Source organism: Aurantibacter sp., assembly GCF_039941195.1.
In the GTDB taxonomy this organism is placed as follows: Bacteria; Bacteroidota; Bacteroidia; order Flavobacteriales; family Flavobacteriaceae; genus Aurantibacter_A.
The window spans coordinates 176,126-197,568 of sequence record NZ_JBDVFA010000085.1; the positions used below are offsets into that span (position 1 = coordinate 176,126).

Sequence of the window (21,443 nt, forward strand, 5' to 3'; positions counted from 1 at the left end):
CTAAATCCTAGCATTTTAAAAGTGTGGAATAGACCTTAAATCATTTCTTACCTTTGTCTTTCAGTATCAACATACTGTTAAGAACAAGCGCATCAATGGAATACTATAACTATATAAAGGCCCTGCATCTGATTTTTGTAATTACATGGTTTGCGGGTTTATTTTATATTCCGAGATTATTTATCTATCATATTGAGGCTTCAGAAAAATCTTCACCTGAAAAAGAAATACTAACGAAACAATTGCAATTGATGTCGAAGAGGTTGTGGTTTATAATTACGTGGCCTTCGGCCATATTAGCAGTGGTATTTGCTGTTATATTATTAGTGTTAATGCCGTCATTGTTACAACAGCCTTGGATGCATGTAAAACTCGCTTTTGTCGTGCTCTTGATTGTTTATCATTTAAGAACGCATCAAATTTTTAGGCAGTTACAAAATAACGTGATTAAAAATTCTTCAAATTACATGCGTATTTGGAATGAAGGAGCAACTCTTATACTTTTTGCGATTATTTTCTTAGTGATGTTACGAAACGCATTGAATTGGATTTATGGCGTTGTAGGGCTTATCATTTTTGGAATTCTTTTAATGCTCGGTATTAAACTTTATAAACGCATTAGAGAAAAAAATCCGGAAGCATAGGAAATTTTAGATGCTAGATATATTTTCTACAAGCACCTAAAACTCGAAAAACGGCTCGATAATTGCTACCTTTGAGTACAAATAAATTCAAGCTTGTTTAAAGAACTTTCTCTTAGATCGCGCATTTTCGTAACCATGATTTTATTGGTGGTTATTGCCTCTGTATTAATCTTAGGGATTACTATTTATCAGTTTCGCGAGATTAATATTGATTATCATAAAGTTCGATTAGCAAAGAAGGAAGAACAAATAAATCAAAGTGTAAAGAACACGTTGCAGCAAACAACGTATCCTGTAACTACTGAGAACCTTGGTCACATTTTTAGAGATGAGATATACCGAATAGCTGATGTGCAAAATGTCAATTTTAATATCTACGACTTAGAAGGGCAATTGATTAAAAGTTCTAAAACACAGTTCGAAAATGATTCTATTTCTACCTGTTTATCACCGAATGTTCTCAATAACCTTTCTAGTAGTGTTACCAAAAGGTATGTAGAGCATAATTCGGCTGCTGGGGATCGTTATCAGGCCTCATATATGTATATAAATGATTTAAAATTTAAACCAATTGGCATACTAAATTTACCTTATTATGAGGATAATTCTTTTAATGATAATGAGTTAAAAGAATTTTTGGTGCGATTAGCTTGGGTATATCTATTAATGATGATAATTGCCATTGGCCTAGCGTATTTTATATCTAAATATATTACAAGGTCACTGCAAACGGTTTCTGATATGTTGGCTAGAACAGAACTGTCTGGTAAAAATCAGAAAATATTTGTTGAAGACCCTAGTGAAGAAATGGGTAATTTAATCACTTCGTACAATGCCATGATTGATGAGCTTGAGAATAGTGCAGCGAAATTAGCTCGAAGTGAGCGTGAACAAGCTTGGCGTGAAATGGCAAAACAGGTTGCGCACGAAATAAAAAACCCATTAACGCCTATGCGTTTGAGTGTGCAGAGTTTTGAACGAAAATTTAATCCCGAAGATCCGAATGTTGAATCTAAAGTGGCGGAATATTCTAAAACACTTATTCAGCAAATTGATACGATGAGCAATATAGCTTCGGCATTTTCAAATTTTGCCGAAATGCCAGCACAGCAAAACGAGACCTTAAACGTAGTTGAAATTGTGCGACTAGCATTGGATATTTTTAATGAAAATTATATCAATTTTCAATCCGATGAAAAAGAAATTATTGCGAAATTAGACCGTACGCAGCTGATTAGAGTAGTAACCAATTTAGTGAAAAATGCTATTCAGGCTATGCCAGAAGTTGAAAATCCAAACATAACAGTAGTTGTGTCATCAGAAAATGAAATGGTTAAAATTGAAGTGTCTGATAACGGAATTGGAATTTCGGAGGAGTTTAAAGATAAAATATTCGAACCTAAATTTACTACAAAGTCAAGCGGAATGGGTCTTGGTTTAGGTATGGTTAAAAATATTGTGGAGACTTATAAAGGGGATATAACGGTAAATTCAAAAGAAGGAATTGAAACTGTATTTACAGTTCGGTTCCCAAAAAGAATTAAATAAAATACAAAATGAGCTATAAAAATTTAATCATTGATTATGATGACAATTTTGCAATCATAACTATCAATCGTCCAAAGAAATTAAATGCTTTAAATAGTGAAACGATTAAAGAGTTGCATGAGGCTTTTAAAGAATTAGATAGCGAAAAAGAAACTTTGGTTATTGTTTTAACTGGTAGTGGTGAAAAGGCCTTCGTGGCAGGTGCTGATATTTCCGAATTCTCGGATTTTTCTGTGGATGAAGGAGCACAATTAGCGGCAAAAGGACATAAAACGGTATTCGACTTTGTTGAAAACCTTTCTACCCCTGTTATAGCTGCAGTAAACGGCTTTGCATTAGGTGGTGGACTCGAATTGGCTATGGCTTGTCACTTTCGAGTAGCAAGTGATAATGCGAGAATGGGCCTTCCTGAAGTGTCGTTAGGGCTTATTCCTGGATATGGTGGCACACAACGTTTACCGCAATTGGTTGGCAAAGGTCGCGCATTAGAAATGATAATGACAGCCGGTATGATAAATGCCGAAAAAGCATTGGACTATGGTTTGGTAAATCATGTGGTGCCACAAGAAGAATTACTAGATTTTTGTTTTGAGATTGGAGAAAAAATAGCAAATAACTCCCCAGTTGCCATTGCGCATGCAATAAAAGTAGTAAATGCTGGTTTTAAAACTAATGTGAATGGTTATGATTCTGAGATAGAGGCTTTTGGAGAATGCTTTGGTACTGCAGATTTTGAAGAAGGTACTACTGCGTTTTTAGAAAAACGAAAGGCCGAATTTCCAGGAGAATAGCAACAACCAAATTACCTACTTATGAGACTACGAAAAAGCATTGCTCTAATACTTTTTCTTGCTATTTATACTGTGTCTAATGCGCAAGAAATTCCCTTAAATTATTCGTTTGGAGAAAAATATAATGATAGGTATAAATATTCAAACCTATTAACTATAGGCAATGACGAACAGGGTGGGACACTTTTGGTGCGCGCCTATTACACCGGAATGGTATTGCGACCTAAAGGGTATTTTATTGAGAATTACGATAAAGATCTCAATTTAATTTCTGAGTATAATTACAAGCTGAAGAATGCAAATTTTGTTGAAGGCTACGTGCGTAATGGACAAATTTATTTACTCTTTTTAGATTATAATAATGATACTGAATCTTATGATTATGTAGTTCATAGAAGTCCTATGGATGAATATAATTTTACTGAAGAAACTATTTTATCAATAAAATCTGACCCAGTTAGGCAACCATTAGGTAAAAATTATTACAACCGTAAATTTAATTCGGGTTTTACGACATCTGTTTTGTTTAATGATGAAAAATCTGCTTTTGTAATAAGTACTCATTTTAAAAAGGGCAAAGTAGATCAGCATTTAATACATCTGTATAATTCAGGTTTGAGTAAGTTAATGACCTATGATTTTTCGGATACAGCAGAAGAAAAAAACTACTCTTTTGAAAATGTTGTTTTTTCACAAGATCTCGAGAACGTGTATATTGTAGGTAAGGCATATTTTAAAAAGAGACGTTTTAGTGCCAAAGAGCGCAAGTTTCAATATGAGATGATACAAATCTCTAAGTTAGGTGCAAAAACACAGTCTTTTGATGATTTTAGCAAGTTTTCAGAAGGACTAAAACCAATTATACACAAGGGTAAATTGTTTTGCGTGGGATTCTATGCAGATCGAAAGGATAATAGATATAATGGGCTTTCATATTTCGAAGTTGATCCACTAACATTAGAATTAAAAGCAAAAAAATACAATCCGTTTTCTGATCAATTTATGGTTGATAAATTCGGTCGTGATATTAACGCTGAGATTAAAAATTTAGTTTTTAAAAGTTTACATATTGAGCCAGATGGTGCTATCCTTTTTAATGCCGAAGAGTATTTTGTAACTAATAGTGTGCAGTCTAATACCAGCGGAGGTCGTGTAAAAGTTGAGCGTTATCATTATAACGACATTGTTTCTGCAAAGCTTAATCGTTCTGGAGATATTAGTTGGGTGCGTAATATCAACAAAGCAGAAGTTACACAGGGCGATGGAGCTTATGCATCATATAGTACATATGTGAAAGATGGCAAAACATACTTTTTTATTGCAACTTCAGCAGAGAATCCACAATTAATGTCAGGTGATCGTTTGTTGTTTAAACAAGGTTTGAGTAGAAACAGAAATGTATTTAGCATTCAATTGGATGCAAATGGTAAAATAAGTTTCGAAAAATTTATTGACGATAAAGAGGCAAGATTACCTTTAATGGTGAATATTCCGTTAATAAATAAAGAGCAAAATCAAATGATTTTTTATGCCAAACGCGGTACGAAAAAGCAATTGGTAAAGGTGGAATTTAAAAGTACTACAACGGAGACTTCTAAGTAGACTTTTTACCAATTATTAAATGAGATTCGTATAATTCTAAATGTTTGTTTTATTGATGTTAACCTTTTTCAGGTTTCTGCACTAACGCTAAAATAAACATTTAGAATTATGAGAAAACAATCAATTTTCGCCGTATTTGTATTTTTAACTTTTTCATTGGCTAGTGCCCAAGAATTCACCTTAGGAGTAAAAGGAGGTTTAAACTTGGCTTCAATAGGAGGTAATGCATACACCGGAACTGGACTGGGTGGATTATCATCTAAAGTTAGTTTTCATGTTGGAGGAGTTGTAGAAATTCCAATTTCGGAAAAAATAGCTGTACAACCAGAATTACTTTATTCCTCACAAGGAAGTAGTTGGGCGTTTTACGGAGCAAGTGATAATTTGAAATTAGATTATGTTAATCTTCCAGTAATGGTCAAATATTATATAATAAAGGGGTTAAGCGCTGAGGCAGGGCCTTTAGCAGGATTTTTATTGTCCACAAATGCAGATAAAGAAGATTTTAAAAGCTTAGATATAGCATTCGGTATTGGAGCATCTTATAAAATTAGCGATAACTTGTTTGCAGGATTGCGTTATAATAAAGGTATAATGAATATTAATAATGATGCCAATATTAACGGAAATAGTCAAAATAACGTGTTTCAAATTTTTGCTGGTTACGCTTTTTAAGAACTGTATTTCGAAAGTTTAGAATCCGGGTTTGCCACTCCATTCTCCATAAAACTGTTCTAAATAATTCATCATAAATTGATGTCGTTTAGCAGCAAGTTTTTTTCCAGTGTTGGTTTCTAGGGTATCCTTAAGTAATAGGAGTTTTTCGTAGAAATGGTTAATGGTTGGTGCGGTCGAGTTTTTGTACTCTTCTTTAGTTAGGTTTAGGTTTGGAGCAATATTAGGGTCATACAGCTTTCTATTTTTGAATCCTCCATAGTTAAAAGCTCTAGCAATTCCAATTGCACCAATAGCATCGAGGCGGTCGGCATCTTTAATTATAGAAAGCTCTATAGATTCAAAGGGTTTGTCGGCTTTATCTAAACTGTTTTTATAAGAGCAGTTGGCAATAATCTGTACCACATGTTTTATGGTTTGCTTGGGTACATGTATAGAATTCAAAAATTCTTTGGCCATTTTTGGAGCAATTGTTTCGTCTCCATTATTAAATTTAGCATCAGCAATGTCATGTAATAATGCACCCAAACCGACCACCAAAATGTCTGCTGATTCATCTTTTGCAATAAGTAGTGAATTATTATAAACTCGCTGAATATGGAACCAATCGTGACCTCCCTCGGCATTTATAAGCGTCTCTTTTACAAATAAAATTGTCTGGTCAATAATTTCAGAATCACTCATGCTAATTTGTATTTATTTGATGTAAGAAACTACTTTGTCTTCAATTTGGGTTATGAAGTCATCACTATTTTCAGTTCTTTCCATCGGTGGATGAACGAAGAATTTTAAATGGCTTCCAATTCCCATTGGAAATTTACCATAGCGCAATAATTTCCATGAATTGTTAATACTGATTGGGACAATAATTGCAGATGGTGCAGTTTTCATTAGAATTTTCAATCCTGTAGTTCTAAAATGTTGAGGTTGGCCATTACGGCTTCGTGTGCCTTCAGGGAATATTACTGCACTTCTTTTATGTTTTTCAATATATCGACCAAGTTTGGCGATTTCAGTTAGCGCTTGTTTGTTATTTGTCCTGTCAATTAATACAGACCCTGCATGGCGTAAATTGTAGGAGACACTCGGAATTCCTTTACCAAGTTCTTTTTTACTTACAAATTTTGGATGGTATTTGCGCATGTGCCATATAATAGGAGGTATATCGAACATGCTTTGATGGTTAGCAACTAAAATTATAGGACGATCTGTAGGCAGCTTATTTTTATTAATGAAGGTATATCGCGTGCCTAATAAGTTGGTGCATAGCATAAGCGTACGGTTCATTAATGCTACCGAAAAGCCATGAGCACTATATCCGATAAGATTATGACAGAATACTTGTATTGGATGAAAGACCAATAACGTTAACACAAAGAAAAATAAGAAAATGGGTGTTAAGATGTAAGCCAATACTTTTTGCATGCCCAAAAATAAAAAACCGCTTCGAGAGAAACGGTTTTTATATAATCTTTCTACGCTCTTTTTAAGCGTGAGCTATAATTAACAGAATTCGTTATAAGCTTCCATTAAATTTTCAGCAATCATTTCAGCTGGTCTACCTTCGATGTGATGACGCTCAATCATATGAACCAATTCACCATCTTTAAACAAAGCCATACTTGGTGATGATGGAGGAAAAGGTAACATCATACTTCTAGCCATATCAACAGCTTCGGTATCTACACCAGCAAAAACAGTAACTAAATTATCAGGTTTCTTGTTGTTTTGAAGGCTAATTTTGGCTCCAGGTCTTGCGTTGGCAGCTGCACAGCCACAAACCGAGTTTACTACAACTAAAATTGTACCATCATTATTGATAGCACTCTTGACCGCATCGGCCGTATATAATTCTTCAAATCCGGCTGAAGCCAGATCTTCTCTCATAGGTTTTACTAATTCTGCAGGATACATAGTTTTATATTTTAAATAAGCAAATTCAAAGATACTTAATTTGTCGTATTTCATTGATGAACCTTAACAAATGATTGTCATAATATCTACGAATCTTGTAGGGCTGCAATTGGGGAGTTATCTTTGGCCAAATTTCTGTAGTAGATGATTAAGTGGTTTGGAGCTTTAGTAGGCTATTCTTTATTTCGTTTCCCAGGAGCGATAGTAGGATTTTTATTAGGCAGTTTTTTAGATAACATGACTTCCAGTAGCGGCGGAGCACAATCCGTTTTTAAGGATATGACACGCCAAAGTGTTTCTCCTGCTGATTTTGAATTGAATTTGCTTTCCTTGTGCTCTATAGTGATTAAGGCAGATGGGAAGGCGAGTCAGAGCGAAACGGATTATGTAAGACAGTATTTTGTAAGCACATACGGTAAAGACAAGGCTAATGCCATTTTTAGAACGTTTAATGAAGTAAATAAAAAGCGCGAAATATCTGCACAGCGAATATGTGCTTTTATGACGCAGCGTACACGTTATGAAGTTAGGTTACAATTATTACACTTTTTGTTTGGTATAGCTCAAGCAGATGGTAATGTTAGTAATGCTGAAGTAAATAAAATACGAGAAATAGCGGGTTATTTACGCGTAACATTGCGCGATTTTGAGAGTATTAAAGCGATGTTTATTAAGTCGGCTAACAATGCGTATAAAATTCTGGATATTCAAAAATCGGCTACCGATGCAGATGTTAAGAAAGCCTATCGCACAATGGCTAAAAAATATCACCCTGATAGGGTAAATACGCAAGATGAGGCCATTAAAAAAGGTGCGGAAGAGAAGTTTAAAGAGGTTCAAAAAGCGTACGAGACTATTCAAGCTGAACGTGGTTTATAGGTAGTTTGTAGTGCCAGAAGTGTATTATAAAGTAATTATTTTAGTTGGACGAAAAACTATGGTATTTTAGATGTTTGTACGCGATTAAGAAGTGAAAAATGGAAAATTTTTGGTTTTACATAAAATTGGGGTTTTGGCATGTACTAGACTTTTCGGCATATGACCATATTTTATTTTTGGCAGCACTAACTGTTCCTTTTGTTTTTAAAAACTGGAAGTCAGTTCTTTTACTTGCTACACTTTTTACAGTTGCCCATTGCACGTCATTAGCGTTATCAGTATACGGTGTTGTTGCAATGGATACTACTTTAATTGAGTTTTTAATTCCGGTAACCATTTGTTTAACTACCATATTTAACATTGTCTATTCAAAAATAAAAGAAGGAGAGGGTTCTTTTGTTTTGCATTATTTAGCAGCCGGATTCTTTGGTTTAATACACGGATTTGGCTTTTCGAATTATTTTAGAATGTTAATGGCAGAAGAAACCGATAAATTAAGTTCTTTATTGGGTTTTGCAACGGGAATAGAGTTCTCCCAAATTGTTATTATACTTGCTGTATTGTGGGTAGCCTACATAGTACAAAATGCCTTACATGTAGAAAGAAAATTTTATATCGTAGGTACTTCAATTTTATTGTTTCTAGTTACAATACCAATGCTGTTTGAAACGTTCCCATGGTAGCATTAGTTTAATATTAACCTAATTCGGTTGTAAGGCTTAAACAAAGCAGGTATCTTAGTCTTAGTATTTTAGCAATTATCCATGAGAATTGACAAGCAAATTAAATATGATAGAGCGTATTTGCGAATGGCAAAAGAATGGGGAAAACTATCGTTTTGTAAAAGAAAACAGGTAGGTGCAATAATTGTACGTGACCGAATGATCATATCAGATGGTTATAATGGAACACCCACTGGCTTTGAAAATCACTGTGAAGATGAAGATGGATATACCAAGTGGTATGTGTTGCATGCCGAAGCAAATGCTATAAGTAAAGTAGCCGCTTCAACACAGAGCTGTGAGGGAGCTACTTTATACATTACGTTATCGCCATGTAGAGAATGTAGTAAGTTAATTCATCAATCTGGCATTAAACGTGTAGTATATCATAAGGCTTATAAAGACGATTCTGGGTTAAAATTTTTGGAAAAGGCAGGAGTGCAACTCGATTTTATTCCGGTAATAGACAGTATTGAAGAATAATGAATAATAAAAACAATTTTATTTGGCCTACAATTATCGCTGCAGCTCTTGCGGTAGGGATTTTTGTTGGTGGAAAATTGCATTATACTGATACTCCTGAGAAGCTCTTCACTACAAATTCGAAAAAAGACAAACTAAATAGATTAATTGATTACATCGATTATGAATATGTTGATGAGATTAACACTGATAGTATAGTCGATGTTGCTGTAAATCAAATACTCGAAAAATTAGACCCACACTCAGTATATATTTCAGAAAAGGATATGACTAAAGTATCTGAAAATATGAAAGGTGATTTTGTAGGTATTGGTGTTAATTTTTATGCTTATAAGGATACAATTTCGGTTATTAGAACTATTCCAAATGGCCCTAGTTCTAAAGAAGGAATAAAAGCAGGCGATAGAATTTTAATGGCTGATGAAGATACTTTATATGGTAAGAATTTGCCTAATGAAATGATAATTCAGCGTTTAAAAGGTAAGCGAGGTACAACGGTTAACTTAAAAGTATACCGAAAAGACGAAGATAAAATTTTTAATGTTAAAGTTAAAAGAGATATAGTTCCAATCAAGAGTGTTGATTCATATTTTATGCTCACTGATGATATGGGCTATATGAAGATAAATAGGTTTGCAGAATCTACTTTTAAAGAGTTCAAAGCTGCACTGGGCAAATTAAGAAAGCTTGGGGCCAAGAAATTAACCTTAGATTTAAGAGATAATCCTGGTGGATATTTGGGTATAGCAGAACAAATGGCAGATGAATTTCTTGAAGATGGTAAGTTGATACTTTTTACAAAAAACAAGAAAGGCAAAATCAATAAAATATATGCTACCGATGAAGGTAGTTTTGAGGATAAGCCCGTTTATGTTTTAATTAATGAAAGGTCGGCATCTGCTAGTGAAATAATAGCAGGAGCTTTACAAGATAATGACATAGGAACCATTGTAGGAAGACGTTCTTTTGGAAAAGGTCTGGTACAACGTGAAATGGATTTGGGTGATGGTTCGGCAGTTAGATTAACAGTCTCCAGATATTATACACCTACCGGAAGAAGTATTCAGCGAGATTACACCAAAGGTAATAGAGACTATTATCAATCGTTTAATGATCGTTATCACAATGGGGAAATGATCTCTGCTGATAGTATTAAAGTAGCGGACTCACTAAAGTTTAAAACTCCCAAGGGAAAAGTGGTTTACGGAGGTGGCGGAATTATTCCTGATGTATTCGTTTCTATTGGCACAAATGAAGAAGAAGCCGTTGAAAGTATGGATAACTTAGGCTTTTTATCCTTTTTTATATTTGAACATTTAGATACACATCGATTGGATTATAGTGGTTACTCGAAATCTGAATTTGCACGAGATTTTAAAGTAGATGACACCTTGTTTAGTGATTTTGTTCAGTATTCAATTTCAAGAAACTTGAATATGAATTTCTATGATTTTGAAGAGAGCATCAAACTATATTTAAAAGCAGGTCTTGCAGAACAACTATTTGACGAAAATCTACATGCTAAAATAAAAAGTGCCGAAGATTCGATGTTGAGTAAAGTACTAGAACTAGACAACCCAATTGTAAGGCAAGGTGAGGCTGAGGCGATAGAGGCTAATAATTAATCTTCATGAATTTTCTTTTCTATCTTTTTCGATGTGTTATAAATCAAAATTAACACTATAGCACAAAGTGATGCCAAAATTCCTATAATGGCAATAATACTATTACCCTCTAAAGGATTATCAAAATTGACCATCGTTACATTGTAGATAATTAATGCTAAGGCCGAAACAATTAAAATAATAGATAGCATTCTATTCATTGTATAATATTTTATTTAAAACAATTGGTTAGCATTTGCGGCAAATAATTTTACAGCAATGGCCAATAAGATAACACCAAATACTTTTCTGATAATATTTAGGCCGTTTGAACCTAAAACACGTTCTATCCGTCCTGAGGATTTAAGAACAATAAATACAAAAATAATATTTACAAAAATAGCTACAATAATATTCTCTACTCTATATTCTGCTCGTAATGAAAGTAATGCAGTTAAGGTTCCTGCACCTGCAATTAACGGGAACGCTATAGGCACGATAGATGCACTTTCTGGTTCATCTTCTTTATATAATGATATACCTAAAATCATTTCTAATGCAAGAAAAAACAGAATTAAGGAACCAGCCACAGCAAAAGAGTAAACATCAATACCTATTAATTTCAATATTTTCTCCCCAACAAAAAGAAAGGCAATCATAATAATCAACGAAACAATCGATGCTTTTTCAGACTGTATATGTCCTACTTTTTTACGTAAGCCAATAATAATTGGAATACTACCTAAAATATCAATTACAGCAAATAAGACCATAGTGGCTGTAGCAATTTCTCGAAAATTGAATTGAATATCCATATCTTAAAATTTTTTGCAAAAGTACATTTAATTAAACCCAAAGAAAGCATACATATATAATTAATTTGTCTACGATATCCGCTTTAAAAAGTATCTTTGATATTTTAAATTAGAAGTATGTTCCAGGTAGGAAAAACCATTGTTTCGGAAGAGATATTAGAACAAGATTTCGTTTGTAACCTAAGCGCTTGTAAGGGTGCATGTTGTATTGATGGTAATGCTGGAGCTCCTTTAGATGATAAGGAAACCGAAATTCTAGTAGATATTTATTCGAAGGTGAAACCTTTTCTAAGACCTGAAGGTGTTGCAGCAATAGAGGAGCAAGGTGCCTTTATAAAAGGAGAAGATGGTGAATGGGAAACTCCTTTAGTAAATGAAAGCGAATGTGCTTATGTGATTTTTGATAATGCGAACATCACCAAATGCGGAATAGAAGAAGCATATAATCAGGGAGCCATTGCTTGGAAAAAACCTGTTTCTTGTCATATGTACCCAGTTCGTGTTCGTGAGTATACTGAGCTAACAGCAGTTAATTACCATAAGTGGGAAATCTGCGACCCTGCCTGTGCTTTGGGAGCTGAATTAAAAGTGCCGATTTACAAATTTGTAAAAGAGGCTTTAATTCGAAAATTTGGTCAAGAATGGTACGATGAAATAGAAAAAGTGGCTGAAGAATTGAACTTATAAGAGACTAAAAATTGCTCTAATTACGAGGTAGGTATGTGTAAAATTACTTTCGTTCCTGAAGGAATTCCATCATCATCATAAAGGTCAATAATTTCAATATCAAAAGAATTTTGAAAATCCCTAGAAAAATTGGCCAGCCTTTCTTTGGTAATATCTATTCCCACAGATTTTCGTTTTAAAACTTTACTTTGCTTTATTTTCTCTGCAGCTTCACGTCCAATGCCATTATCAGTAATAGCAATATTTATATACATTTTTTCTCTACTAATATGGAGCGTTATATTTTTTTCACCTTCTTTGGGCGACAGTCCATGCCAAAGTGCATTTTCCAAAAATGGTTGTAATATTAATGAGGGTATTTTAATTACATGCGGGTCTACGTCATTATCAATTGTTATGACAAAATTTATTTCATTCGAGAATCGAATATTTTCAATATTCATATATAACTCAACAGTTTCTAACTCTTCAGCTAATGGAATTTCTTTTACCGATGACGATTCTAATATTTTACGAACTAATTTGGAAAATTTGTTTAAGTAGTATACCGCATTCTTTTGTTCATTATTAATAATATATAGTTTAATGGAATTTAAAGAATTGAATAAAAAGTGCGGATTCATTTGACTGCGGAGCATGCTTTGTTCTAAGGTAAGCACCTTCTTCTCATTGTTTAATTGGTATTGACGATATAGTATATAAAAAATGCCAGCTAATAGTGCCAAGGCTATGCCGCTTATTAGTAGAACAGTTTTGTTTTTTTTAAGTTCTAGTTTAACAAGTTCGTTTTCTTGTGCAAGTATTTGTATTTGGGTATTCTTTTTTTCTGAATCGTAACGGGTAATTACGTCTGTAACGTAACGCAAATTACGATCGTTTGAAATTTCTTCGTCATATTTTTTATAATGTCTGTAGTAGTCTAGCGCTTTTTCAAAATCACCTTTATGCACCCATAAAGTGGACAGGTAAGCATATGCTTCAGACATTGCAGTTGGTATGTTATGTTTTTGTGCTAACTCTAAACTGTTTAATAAAATTGTACGTGCTTCATCATATCGTTTTAACTCAATTAATGTCCAGCCGATATTAATTTGTAATGCGGTAAGTATTTCCATATCACCTAGCTTTTTAGCTGAGCTTACTAGGGAATTTAGTAGGTTTAAACCTTTTTGAGCTTTACCTTGATGCACATAGACATGAGCAATGCTATACTTGCAAATAATCCTACCTCTTTCAGAATCGATTTCTTCATTATAATCAAGTGAAGTTAGGTGGTTTTCAAGAGCTTGTTCTAAGTTGCCCTGCGCTTCATAACACTCCCCTATATTTTGATGATTTATTGCTAAGCCTAGTTTATTGCCTAACTCTTTATCTAAAATTAAAGATTTTTGAAAGTTTTTAATAGCGATATCGTATTGGTCTAATTTTCTATAAATGTTCCCAATATTATTTAGTGAAACATTGATGCTTCGTTTAATACCAATAGAGGGTTCTTTTACAGATTCTGCCAATTCTAAGGCCTCTTGGCTATAGTCCAATGCCGATTTAATAGCATCAGTTCTACGAAAAACCACACTCTGCATGTTTAGGCTAAATACTTTAAATTCTAAACTATTTGCCTCAGTGGCAGCTTCTAAGGCTTGTCGGTGCAATGCCAACGCTTTCGAATATTCCGATAAATTTCGATACCTCCTGCCAATATGGTTTAAGGCATATGCCTGTCCAATTAAGTAATTTTCTTTAACCGATGTTGCCGCTAAATAACGCATGAGAACGGTATCTTTCTGATAAGAACCAATAATGTCTTCTAAATCGAGATAAGTTGTAGGTTTTACAGAAAGAACGCTGTCCACTGCTTTTTGAAACGCTGCAGGAACATTTTGCGCATGCCCATTTAAATTAATAAACAAGAGCAAAAGAAGAGATATTTTTTTAAGTGGGAACATTGGATATAATTTTGTTTTTACTGCCATAGGGTATTTCATATAAGCCAATAGCGGTTAAATCATATCAAGAAAATCAGATTTCTTTTGTCTTGAAACAGGTATTTTATGGTTAGACGTTAAAACAACATAACCGTCAGTTTTAAGAAACTCCTTAATTTTTTGTAAGTTAATAATGTACGAGTTATGAATTCTAAAAAATGAATCTTTGGGTAATAAATCATTCACTTCTTTTAATTTTTTCGTAAGTACAAGTTTCTGACCGTCTGTTAAGTATATAGTGCTATAATTGCCATCAGACTCCGCGTAAAGAATTTCTTCACTATCTAGAAAGAGTAATTTCCCATCTGTATTAAAGGTGATTTTTTTGTGGCTCGTGTTAGCGTTGAAATTTACTAAAATGTCTTCTAGTTTTTCAGCAGTATAATTCCTTTTATTGTATTTTTTGATTTTTACAATAGTGTCTTTTAAGTCATCTGTGTCAATTGGTTTCAATAAATAATCGATAGCTTCATTTTTTAATGCTTTAATTGCATATTGATTATATGCGGTTGTTATTACAACTGGGAAGGTTTTGTTTTTTAGCTTTTGTATAAATTGAAAACCATCCATTTTTGGCATCTCAATATCTAAAAAAAGACAATCTGGTGGATTACTCTCCAAATAATTAAGCGCTTCATATGGGTCAGTAAACGAAGCGTTAACATCAATTTCATCACTAAAGTTGGTTAGTTCCCAAGAAAGACTTTGCAGTGCCTTTATTTCATCGTCTACGATTACAGCATTTATCATTTACAATTACTTTATAGAAAGATAAACAAAAATAAAGGTAAGGTTTATCATTTTTTTAAAAGATGTACCAATTGAAGAAATAGTAGTATGGTTGGTAGTAAATTACTCTTAATCAGATATAAAGTAGTATTTAACTTACAAAATAAAACTACAAATATTACTTATTTAAATTATGGATAACATGTTAAATTTGGTTTCTACCAATTATACAGTAAAAAGCCCCATTTATACAAATTAATCGACTGTCGGAAAAAGGTTCTTTTAACTTAGTTCTTGTTAAAAGGATGATTTTGGTCCCTTTATAAATACTTGAAAAAACAAGTTTTAGGAGCTAAATAATGTAGTTATGAAAAAATGCTTTTTTATGTTGGTAGTGTTCTTGACGGTTTTAGTTATTTCAATTATTTCTGAGAACAATACAATACCAGACACTGAAGATGTGATGGCAATAAACAACACTAAAGATTTTATTTATGTTAGGGATTAGCTTTCTAATGATAAAGGCCTTTAGAATTCAATGAGAAAGAAAATTAAAATAAGTACGTCAAAATATTAAGTTTTTTTAATACTGGGGTAATGCATTGAATTTTATGTATTTTTGATACTCCCCCGGTACATTTTAAGAAATTAAAGCAGAGTTCCCCGTTCGTAACATTCTGGGAAATTGTGCTTCAATATTATGGAACTGCCAATCCAACTATGGTACGGTCTAGAATTATATGTTAAGAACATGAATTTGATCAGCTGATGATTGTCGCATTAGGAGCGCTAAACCAACTTGTTGGTGTAGTGTATGTTTGATATAGGTTTCGGGGGAACTACCTAAATCAGCGCCATATTCGGCATATCGAATAGATACATCAGATTGACCGTACGGTTTGGCGGTATCATTTATAACTTCCATTGATTAAGATTCGATACACCTTAAACTTTTGCACTTATTTATGGTATAGCTAATTGAATCTCACTTGAAACACCTTTCAAAAACAGTCTATTTATCTGCTATATGTGAAGGAATTCTGCTAGATAAATAATGTTTTCAGTTGCCGAATAATTATAGTTATTTTAAATATTTCTTTTCCCCTAATTTAACAAATACACTAAGTAATTGATTGTAGCTGGTACAGTAAAAAGTACTGTTTATACATTTTTCTATTTGTGTGAAAATTTGTCAATTAATTTTAAAAAACACTCGAAATCGTGTTTACTTATTGGAAAAATAAACATTAACCAATATAAACTATAAAAATATGAAAGCAATGAACTATGTATTTACAATTGCATTCGTGCTCATAATGAGCTCATGCACTAACGAAAATCCAACCGACGAAGTCTTTTTAGAATCTACTGAGTTTAAAGGGCGAATTATTGATAAAAGTATTGAAACGCAAGAAGTGTTTGAGCTCGATTTACATCAATATTACCTTTTAGCACAAATCAATAAATTAGAAGCCGAAAAGAGTGTGTTAGAGTCTAAGATTGAAAAAGGCAGCAGAAAACTAATACCTACTTGGGAAAGTGTAGTAAAAGAAATTGATTTAAATAATGAAATATTGAGTTCAATTCTTGAAAATTCTTGTGGTTATTTAAAGTTAAGACAACGAAACATATTAATGCAAGTACGTTCTGGAAACACTAGTTTAAAGAGCGAATTGAACGAATTGAATAAAAAAGTAGAGGAATGCGAAAGTGGAAAATCACCAATTTATATTGGAGCCGTCGCATTTCGATTAATAAAAGAAGGCGAAGATGCTGTTGGTGGTTGTGGTTTAGGTAAGCCAGAAATAGAATGTAAACATGTGTTTAATGTAGGTGAATTATTGGTAAATGTTATTAATAATCAAGAAGCGGTACGCCAAGTTGTATTACAATCAGAAGAGGGTAAAGTAATTAGTCAGGGAAAACAAATAGGGGCACATAAAACTATAAATGGGGTGAGTCAGTTTAACTTGAAAGCACCTGAACTCGAAAATGGAAATTTAATAATTGTAAAGGGTAAATTGAATTATTCAACTAGAGTTGAAATTAGATAGAAGTAGTTTAAAATAATAGAATGAAAGTCTCTGACAATCAACGACAGGGACTTTTGTTTTTCTATAAATTAGAATTTTTGTAAAATACCATTATAGTTTACAAATGAAATATTTGGTTTTATTATTGGTCATATTTTTTGCGCAACCAAATATGGTATGTCAAGATAGTTTGTCGAAAGAGCAGTTAATCGAAGAATATTATAGTAAAGGTATTTCACTTCGTACAATAAATAAAGACAGTTCTTATTACTACTTTGATTCAGCTTACAATTATTCATTAGAATTATCGAGATATTCAGATGGGATGGAGGTTTTGATATCTGCAATTTTAACTAGTACTTATTATTATGATTTAGGAGCATACGAAAGTTATCTAAATAATTTTGAAAATCTTTTAAGCAAAGACGCTGTTAGGGATAATTTGGATGATTTAGAGTACTATGATAATAGATTTGCTTTCGATAAAGCAAGTTATTTTTATGATAAAAAAGATTATGAAAACGCAAGTAAATATTTCCAAAGGCTTTATGCAGCTTATTCAGAAAAAGACCCATTAAAACTAAGCGGTAATGAATATGGAATGATTGTGCATACTTTAAATTATTTAGGATTAATTTATACCAACACTGATAAATTTGATTTGGCCGAGAATTATTTTAACCAATCCATAAGTTTTGTTCATACATATAAAACCACTCAGTCAAAAAGTCTAGAACGGGCCACAATACATCTGTTATCCAAGTTGTACACTATTACAAATAGGTATGAAGAAGCAAATCTGCACTTACAAAATATATTGGGGGATTATAAAATTCTTTATGTAGATGACAAAGAGTATAAGAACAATATTATTGCTATTTATCAAAAACTAGTTGCGAATGCTAGTAAGCAAAATAAATATCAAAAAGCGATTAATTATTTAAAGGAAAGTGAAAATTATTTGCTTTCAAATGATTCTTTTCAAAAGCAAAATTTTCTGCTCTATGGGGATTTATATGCTAAGCAAAATCAGGATAAAAAGGCTTTGTTGAGTTATCAAAAAGCACTTGATGAGTTTTTAATTTATCGCCAAAATAAGCCGCATGAAGATGTCGCAAAGGTCTACGGAAAAATTGCGGAACTACAATTAAAACAAAAGAAGTATGGTGAAGGTTTAGAATCAATTAAAAAGGGATTTAATTTTTCAGGAAGAAACATCCGGATAGTTCGCAATGATGAGAATCCCGATGCAGAAAGTGTATTTTCAAAAAACCAATTATTATATCTTTTAGATATTAAACTTCAGCTTTTAATAGGCATGTATAAATCTTCAAAAGATGAAGAATATTTAAAAATAGCACTTTCGTTGGAGCGAGATATGCTTTCTACTTTTGACTTGCTAAAAAAGGAATTTGACAGCAAATTAGATAAGCAGTATTTAGCGGAAAAAGTTTATCCTGTATTTGAAAGAATGCTAGATGTGGTCTATTTGGCATATGAAAAGAACCACTCAGAAGTGCTTCTGGAATTAGCTATAAATATTAGTGAGAAAGGTAAAGATTTTCTCCTTTTGGAAGCCTTGCGTAGTTCTCAAGCGACAAAATACAGTGAAATACCAAAGGGTGTACTAGATAGGGAAACGCAAATAAGAGCACAAATAACCAAATTAGAAAAAGAGATTTTCGATGCGAATGATACTATCGGTAATTTTTCTGATGAGCTTTTTAAGTTAAAACAAGAGTATTATAGTTTTTTAGACACAGTAAAACATAAGTACCCTAAATATCACGATTTAAAGTATCGAGAAACAACTTTAAATTTAAGAACAATTCGAAATCTTGTTTTAGAAAAGAATAGTACCTTAATTTCATATACATTATCAAAGGATAATTTATACGTTATTGTTTTAAATAATTCTAAATCAGACTTTTATAAGTTGTCTTTTGATGAAGGTGATAGAGAATTGGTAAGCGATTTTTATCAACTAATTTCTAAGCCTTCAATGGACCAAGGTGCTGCTGAAGTTTCTGTTTTAGGAGAAACGTTATTCAATAAACTACTTCGAAAGCCACTTGAAAATTACGAGAGTGAAAACCTAACTATAATTCCGGATGGAGAACTTCACTATTTACCATTTGATCTCTTACAATGGAAAGATTCATATTTGTTAGAAACTAAAAATATTGGTTATGGTAATTCAGTTACGTCACTTTTGGAACTTCGCAAAAAGGCTAAATCTAACAAAAATCGTGTTTTAGCTTTTGCACCAAGTTTTGATGATGCTACAGCGTTTCAAAGTAGTCGACAATTCGGAAAATTGCTTTATAATGATGATGAGGTTTCAAAAATAAGTGCGTTTTATGAAACTAAGGCGGTTATAGATGATAAGGCTTCGTTAGCAGCTTTTAAAGCGAATTCAGAGAATTTTAATATTATTCATTTAGCAACACATGCTTCTGCCAATGATGCTTATCCAGATTATTCCTATCTCGCTTTTAGTCAACAAAACGACAGTACAGCTAGCAATATTCTTTATATAAAAGACCTCTACAATACTTCATTAAATGCTGATATGATAACTTTAAGTGCTTGCCAAACAGGTATTGGAAAATTGCAAAAAGGACAGGGCATGTTAAGTCTCTCAAAAGGCTTTTATTATGCCGGAGCAAAATCGTTAGTTAATACATTGTGGAAAATTAATGACAAGAGTAGCGTAAAATTAATGGAGTATTTTTACGAAGAATTAAGTGAGGGAAAATCGAAATCTAAGGCCTTGCAAAATGCTAAATTAAAATACCTCCAGACTACAGAAGACAATTTATTGAGACACCCTTATTATTGGTCAGCATTTGTGGTTTCTGGAGATATAACTCCGCTAACCACAAATTATTTATGGTGGTATGTTGTTTCCGGTATTATATTAATAATTGTATTTTTAGGTGTTATTTATTTTAAACGAAAAGCTTCTCTATTTCGATAAAACTCTCATTCTAACGCTACCAATAATTCTTGAGCAGCACTTAGTTTAAAACTACCCAACGTTATTAGCTTTTGTAATTCGACTTTGCTTTTTGCTACATCATCTAGCTTTAAATAGGTTAATGCCAGGTACCAATGGGCACGGTCTTTCAGTTCGCCATTTTGTTGAATATAATTATTGAGTAGTGCAACAGATTCTTCGTGCCTGTTTAATTGCATTAATATAATGGCTTCGTAAAAGTCGATATACGAATCATTGTTTTTTACGTTTAGTTCTTTAAATAGTTCTAAGGCTTTTGTATAGTCTTCATCCTCATAGGCTGTAAAAGCACGTGTCATTAAATCTTCAATTTGGTTGCCACGTTCAATAGGATGTACAACATTTTCATAAGGTGAAAAGTTGCTAATGTATAATTCATTTAAATTGGCTGAACTGTTATTAAAGAAGAAAAACCATGATGTTAGTCCAACTACGAGTGCAATCGAGGCAGCTGCTAACCAAGGACGCATTAAAATTAGCTTCCCTTTTTTAAATTCTTTTTTTGTATTTAAGGTAGCGAACATATCTTTTAGCTCTTGTCGCTCTTCTATTTTAAGTGATATTTTTAATTCTTCTTCAAACTTTAAATCAGATGCAAATTCTGAATCGGTGTTCAGTAAATGTGTAACCTCTTCCAATTGACTTTCGGAGAGGGAACCTTCGATATATCCGTTAATCAATTCTTCTTTATCCATCTTTCTTCATTATTAATTCTTTTAATGTTTTAAGACATCTCGACTTCTGACTTTTGACTACATTTTTATTTTCATAACCTTGAATAGCCATAATCTCATCTAATTTTATTCCTTTTAGATAAAAAAGTTCTAAAATTTCACGGCACTTATTACCTAACTTTTTAAAGTTGGCAATAAGTTTTACTTGGTAATCATTCATTCCTTTATCTTCATAAACATCATTTATTACCTGTTTTTCATAGCGGTCAAAAATATAAGTTTCCTCTGTAGGCACCTCTTTTTTTGAATCTCGAAAATGCTTAAACAACATAAACTTACCAGTGCCAAATAAATAAGTTTTCAAGGTACTTTTTAATTGATCTAATTTTCCTACTTGGGCGTTTTCATAAAGTACAATTAAAGCATCCTGGAAAATATCTTCTAACACTTCATTATCAGAAGTATATCGAGAAGCGAATTTGAAAAATTCTATTTTATATTCTTTATAAACTTCTTTAAGTGCATTTCTATCCCGCTGTTTCATTTGGGAAATAATCTGCTGGTCTTTCATTGGTGCTCAATTGATTAAGAAGTAAACATCCCTTAAATATAAATTTTTTTTAAAGGAGATGTTGACCT

23 protein-coding genes are annotated in these 21,443 nt (G+C 32.7%); 13 read left to right on the plus strand and 10 right to left on the minus strand.

Annotation, left to right across the window (positions count from 1 at the left end):
• Nucleotides 1-95: 95 nt before the first annotated feature.
• From ABJF52_RS14240 to ABJF52_RS14260, 5 genes are all read left to right on the plus strand, one after another.
• Nucleotides 96-644 carry a CopD family protein gene (locus ABJF52_RS14240; protein WP_348151573.1) on the plus strand — a complete coding sequence of 183 codons (549 nt, stop codon included), beginning with the start codon at nt 96-98 and terminating at the stop codon, nt 642-644.
• Nucleotides 645-779: 135 nt separating this feature from the next.
• Nucleotides 780-2,192, plus strand: a complete 1,413-nt coding sequence (locus ABJF52_RS14245) for a HAMP domain-containing sensor histidine kinase (protein WP_348151669.1) — start codon at nt 780-782, stop codon at nt 2,190-2,192.
• A gap of 8 nt (nt 2,193-2,200) precedes the next feature.
• Complete coding sequence (locus ABJF52_RS14250; RefSeq protein WP_348151575.1) at nt 2,201-2,983, plus strand: enoyl-CoA hydratase-related protein; 783 nt, start codon at nt 2,201-2,203, stop codon at nt 2,981-2,983.
• A 21-nt stretch (nt 2,984-3,004) separates the two neighbouring features.
• A complete protein-coding gene (locus ABJF52_RS14255; protein WP_348151578.1) occupies nt 3,005-4,585 on the plus strand; it encodes a hypothetical protein in 1,581 nt (526 codons plus the stop codon).
• Between the two features lie 108 nt (nt 4,586-4,693).
• A complete protein-coding gene (locus ABJF52_RS14260) occupies nt 4,694-5,260 on the plus strand; it encodes a porin family protein (protein ID WP_348151581.1) in 567 nt (188 codons plus the stop codon).
• An 18-nt stretch (nt 5,261-5,278) separates the two neighbouring features.
• Here ABJF52_RS14260 and ABJF52_RS14265 read toward each other — a convergent pair whose 3' ends face one another.
• From ABJF52_RS14265 to ABJF52_RS14275, 3 genes are all read right to left on the minus strand, one after another.
• Nucleotides 5,279-5,944, minus strand: a complete 666-nt coding sequence (locus tag ABJF52_RS14265; protein ID WP_348151583.1) for an HD domain-containing protein — start codon at nt 5,942-5,944, stop codon at nt 5,279-5,281.
• 12 nt (nt 5,945-5,956) lie between these two features.
• Complete coding sequence (locus ABJF52_RS14270) at nt 5,957-6,685, minus strand: lysophospholipid acyltransferase family protein (protein WP_348151585.1); 729 nt, start codon at nt 6,683-6,685, stop codon at nt 5,957-5,959.
• Between the two features lie 78 nt (nt 6,686-6,763).
• Nucleotides 6,764-7,174, minus strand: a complete 411-nt coding sequence (locus tag ABJF52_RS14275; protein WP_348151673.1) for a BrxA/BrxB family bacilliredoxin — start codon at nt 7,172-7,174, stop codon at nt 6,764-6,766.
• A gap of 144 nt (nt 7,175-7,318) precedes the next feature.
• Here ABJF52_RS14275 and ABJF52_RS14280 point away from each other — a divergent pair, with 144 nt between their 5' ends.
• The 4 genes from ABJF52_RS14280 (at nt 7,319) to ABJF52_RS14295 (ending at nt 10,883) form a co-directional block, all read left to right on the plus strand.
• Nucleotides 7,319-8,053 (plus strand): TerB family tellurite resistance protein, encoded by a 735-nt coding sequence (locus ABJF52_RS14280; protein WP_348151587.1) that lies wholly within the window; start codon nt 7,319-7,321, stop codon nt 8,051-8,053.
• 98 nt (nt 8,054-8,151) lie between these two features.
• The gene (locus ABJF52_RS14285; RefSeq protein WP_348151590.1) at nt 8,152-8,736 is read left to right on the plus strand and encodes a HupE/UreJ family protein; all 585 of its coding nucleotides are present in this window, start codon (nt 8,152-8,154) and stop codon (nt 8,734-8,736) included.
• Between the two features lie 81 nt (nt 8,737-8,817).
• Entirely contained in the window at nt 8,818-9,258 is a 441-nt protein-coding gene (locus ABJF52_RS14290; protein ID WP_348151592.1) for a dCMP deaminase family protein, read from the plus strand.
• A complete protein-coding gene (locus ABJF52_RS14295; protein ID WP_348151595.1) occupies nt 9,258-10,883 on the plus strand; it encodes a S41 family peptidase in 1,626 nt (541 codons plus the stop codon). Before ABJF52_RS14290 ends, ABJF52_RS14295 begins: the two co-directional genes overlap by 1 nt.
• On the opposite strand, the gene ABJF52_RS14300 is transcribed toward ABJF52_RS14295, so the two are convergent.
• Both ABJF52_RS14300 and ABJF52_RS14305 read right to left on the minus strand, forming a co-directional pair.
• Entirely contained in the window at nt 10,880-11,083 is a 204-nt protein-coding gene (locus ABJF52_RS14300) for a hypothetical protein (RefSeq protein WP_348151598.1), read from the minus strand. The genes ABJF52_RS14295 and ABJF52_RS14300 overlap by 4 nt on opposite strands.
• A 15-nt stretch (nt 11,084-11,098) precedes the next feature.
• Nucleotides 11,099-11,677, minus strand: coding sequence for a MarC family protein (locus ABJF52_RS14305; RefSeq protein ID WP_348151600.1), 579 nt, complete (start codon nt 11,675-11,677; stop codon nt 11,099-11,101).
• Nucleotides 11,678-11,794: 117 nt separating this feature from the next.
• On the opposite strand from ABJF52_RS14305, the gene ABJF52_RS14310 reads away from it, so the two are divergent.
• Nucleotides 11,795-12,364, plus strand: a complete 570-nt coding sequence (locus tag ABJF52_RS14310) for a DUF3109 family protein (RefSeq protein ID WP_348151603.1) — start codon at nt 11,795-11,797, stop codon at nt 12,362-12,364.
• Between the two features lie 20 nt (nt 12,365-12,384).
• On the opposite strand, the gene ABJF52_RS14315 is transcribed toward ABJF52_RS14310, so the two are convergent.
• On the minus strand, nt 12,385-14,310 hold the full coding sequence (locus ABJF52_RS14315) for a tetratricopeptide repeat protein (protein ID WP_348151606.1): 1,926 nt from the start codon (nt 14,308-14,310) through the stop codon (nt 12,385-12,387).
• A gap of 54 nt (nt 14,311-14,364) precedes the next feature.
• Nucleotides 14,365-15,099, minus strand: a complete 735-nt coding sequence (locus ABJF52_RS14320; protein ID WP_348151609.1) for a LytTR family DNA-binding domain-containing protein — start codon at nt 15,097-15,099, stop codon at nt 14,365-14,367.
• A 346-nt stretch (nt 15,100-15,445) separates the two neighbouring features.
• On the opposite strand from ABJF52_RS14320, the gene ABJF52_RS14325 reads away from it, so the two are divergent.
• Nucleotides 15,446-15,586 carry a hypothetical protein gene (locus ABJF52_RS14325; RefSeq protein ID WP_348151612.1) on the plus strand — a complete coding sequence of 47 codons (141 nt, stop codon included), beginning with the start codon at nt 15,446-15,448 and terminating at the stop codon, nt 15,584-15,586.
• 228 nt (nt 15,587-15,814) lie between these two features.
• On the opposite strand, the gene ABJF52_RS14330 is transcribed toward ABJF52_RS14325, so the two are convergent.
• Nucleotides 15,815-16,003 (minus strand): hypothetical protein, encoded by a 189-nt coding sequence (locus tag ABJF52_RS14330; protein WP_348151614.1) that lies wholly within the window; start codon nt 16,001-16,003, stop codon nt 15,815-15,817.
• 346 nt (nt 16,004-16,349) lie between these two features.
• Here ABJF52_RS14330 and ABJF52_RS14335 point away from each other — a divergent pair, with 346 nt between their 5' ends.
• Both ABJF52_RS14335 and ABJF52_RS14340 read left to right on the plus strand, forming a co-directional pair.
• A complete protein-coding gene (locus ABJF52_RS14335) occupies nt 16,350-17,132 on the plus strand; it encodes a hypothetical protein (RefSeq protein ID WP_348151617.1) in 783 nt (260 codons plus the stop codon).
• 103 nt (nt 17,133-17,235) lie between these two features.
• The gene (locus ABJF52_RS14340; RefSeq protein ID WP_348151619.1) at nt 17,236-20,091 is read left to right on the plus strand and encodes a CHAT domain-containing protein; all 2,856 of its coding nucleotides are present in this window, start codon (nt 17,236-17,238) and stop codon (nt 20,089-20,091) included.
• Nucleotides 20,092-20,096: 5 nt separating this feature from the next.
• Here the strand turns inward: ABJF52_RS14340 and ABJF52_RS14345 are convergent, their stop codons facing one another.
• A complete protein-coding gene (locus tag ABJF52_RS14345; protein ID WP_348151621.1) occupies nt 20,097-20,825 on the minus strand; it encodes a hypothetical protein in 729 nt (242 codons plus the stop codon).
• Complete coding sequence (locus ABJF52_RS14350; RefSeq protein ID WP_348151624.1) at nt 20,818-21,375, minus strand: sigma-70 family RNA polymerase sigma factor; 558 nt, start codon at nt 21,373-21,375, stop codon at nt 20,818-20,820. Before ABJF52_RS14350 ends, ABJF52_RS14345 begins: the two co-directional genes overlap by 8 nt.
• Between the last annotated feature and the right edge of the window lie 68 nt (nt 21,376-21,443).

Coding starts and splice junctions, on each gene's coding strand:
- ABJF52_RS14340 (WP_348151619.1), top strand. CDS start 17,236: ATGAAATATTTGGTTTTATTATTGGTCATATTTTTTGCGCAACCAAAT.
- ABJF52_RS14310 (WP_348151603.1), top strand. CDS start 11,795: ATGTTCCAGGTAGGAAAAACCATTGTTTCGGAAGAGATATTAGAACAA.
- ABJF52_RS14295 (WP_348151595.1), top strand. CDS start 9,258: ATGAATAATAAAAACAATTTTATTTGGCCTACAATTATCGCTGCAGCT.
- ABJF52_RS14255 (WP_348151578.1), top strand. CDS start 3,005: ATGAGACTACGAAAAAGCATTGCTCTAATACTTTTTCTTGCTATTTAT.
- ABJF52_RS14300 (WP_348151598.1), bottom strand. CDS start 11,083: ATGAATAGAATGCTATCTATTATTTTAATTGTTTCGGCCTTAGCATTA.
- ABJF52_RS14280 (WP_348151587.1), top strand. CDS start 7,319: ATGATTAAGTGGTTTGGAGCTTTAGTAGGCTATTCTTTATTTCGTTTC.
- ABJF52_RS14320 (WP_348151609.1), bottom strand. CDS start 15,099: ATGATAAATGCTGTAATCGTAGACGATGAAATAAAGGCACTGCAAAGT.
- ABJF52_RS14290 (WP_348151592.1), top strand. CDS start 8,818: ATGAGAATTGACAAGCAAATTAAATATGATAGAGCGTATTTGCGAATG.
- ABJF52_RS14265 (WP_348151583.1), bottom strand. CDS start 5,944: ATGAGTGATTCTGAAATTATTGACCAGACAATTTTATTTGTAAAAGAG.
- ABJF52_RS14285 (WP_348151590.1), top strand. CDS start 8,152: ATGGAAAATTTTTGGTTTTACATAAAATTGGGGTTTTGGCATGTACTA.
- ABJF52_RS14350 (WP_348151624.1), bottom strand. CDS start 21,375: ATGAAAGACCAGCAGATTATTTCCCAAATGAAACAGCGGGATAGAAAT.
- ABJF52_RS14240 (WP_348151573.1), top strand. CDS start 96: ATGGAATACTATAACTATATAAAGGCCCTGCATCTGATTTTTGTAATT.
- ABJF52_RS14325 (WP_348151612.1), top strand. CDS start 15,446: ATGAAAAAATGCTTTTTTATGTTGGTAGTGTTCTTGACGGTTTTAGTT.
- ABJF52_RS14250 (WP_348151575.1), top strand. CDS start 2,201: ATGAGCTATAAAAATTTAATCATTGATTATGATGACAATTTTGCAATC.
- ABJF52_RS14315 (WP_348151606.1), bottom strand. CDS start 14,310: ATGTTCCCACTTAAAAAAATATCTCTTCTTTTGCTCTTGTTTATTAAT.
- ABJF52_RS14305 (WP_348151600.1), bottom strand. CDS start 11,677: ATGGATATTCAATTCAATTTTCGAGAAATTGCTACAGCCACTATGGTC.
- ABJF52_RS14245 (WP_348151669.1), top strand. CDS start 780: ATGATTTTATTGGTGGTTATTGCCTCTGTATTAATCTTAGGGATTACT.
- ABJF52_RS14275 (WP_348151673.1), bottom strand. CDS start 7,174: ATGTATCCTGCAGAATTAGTAAAACCTATGAGAGAAGATCTGGCTTCA.
- ABJF52_RS14260 (WP_348151581.1), top strand. CDS start 4,694: ATGAGAAAACAATCAATTTTCGCCGTATTTGTATTTTTAACTTTTTCA.
- ABJF52_RS14270 (WP_348151585.1), bottom strand. CDS start 6,685: ATGCAAAAAGTATTGGCTTACATCTTAACACCCATTTTCTTATTTTTC.
- ABJF52_RS14335 (WP_348151617.1), top strand. CDS start 16,350: ATGAAAGCAATGAACTATGTATTTACAATTGCATTCGTGCTCATAATG.
- ABJF52_RS14330 (WP_348151614.1), bottom strand. CDS start 16,003: ATGGAAGTTATAAATGATACCGCCAAACCGTACGGTCAATCTGATGTA.
- ABJF52_RS14345 (WP_348151621.1), bottom strand. CDS start 20,825: ATGGATAAAGAAGAATTGATTAACGGATATATCGAAGGTTCCCTCTCC.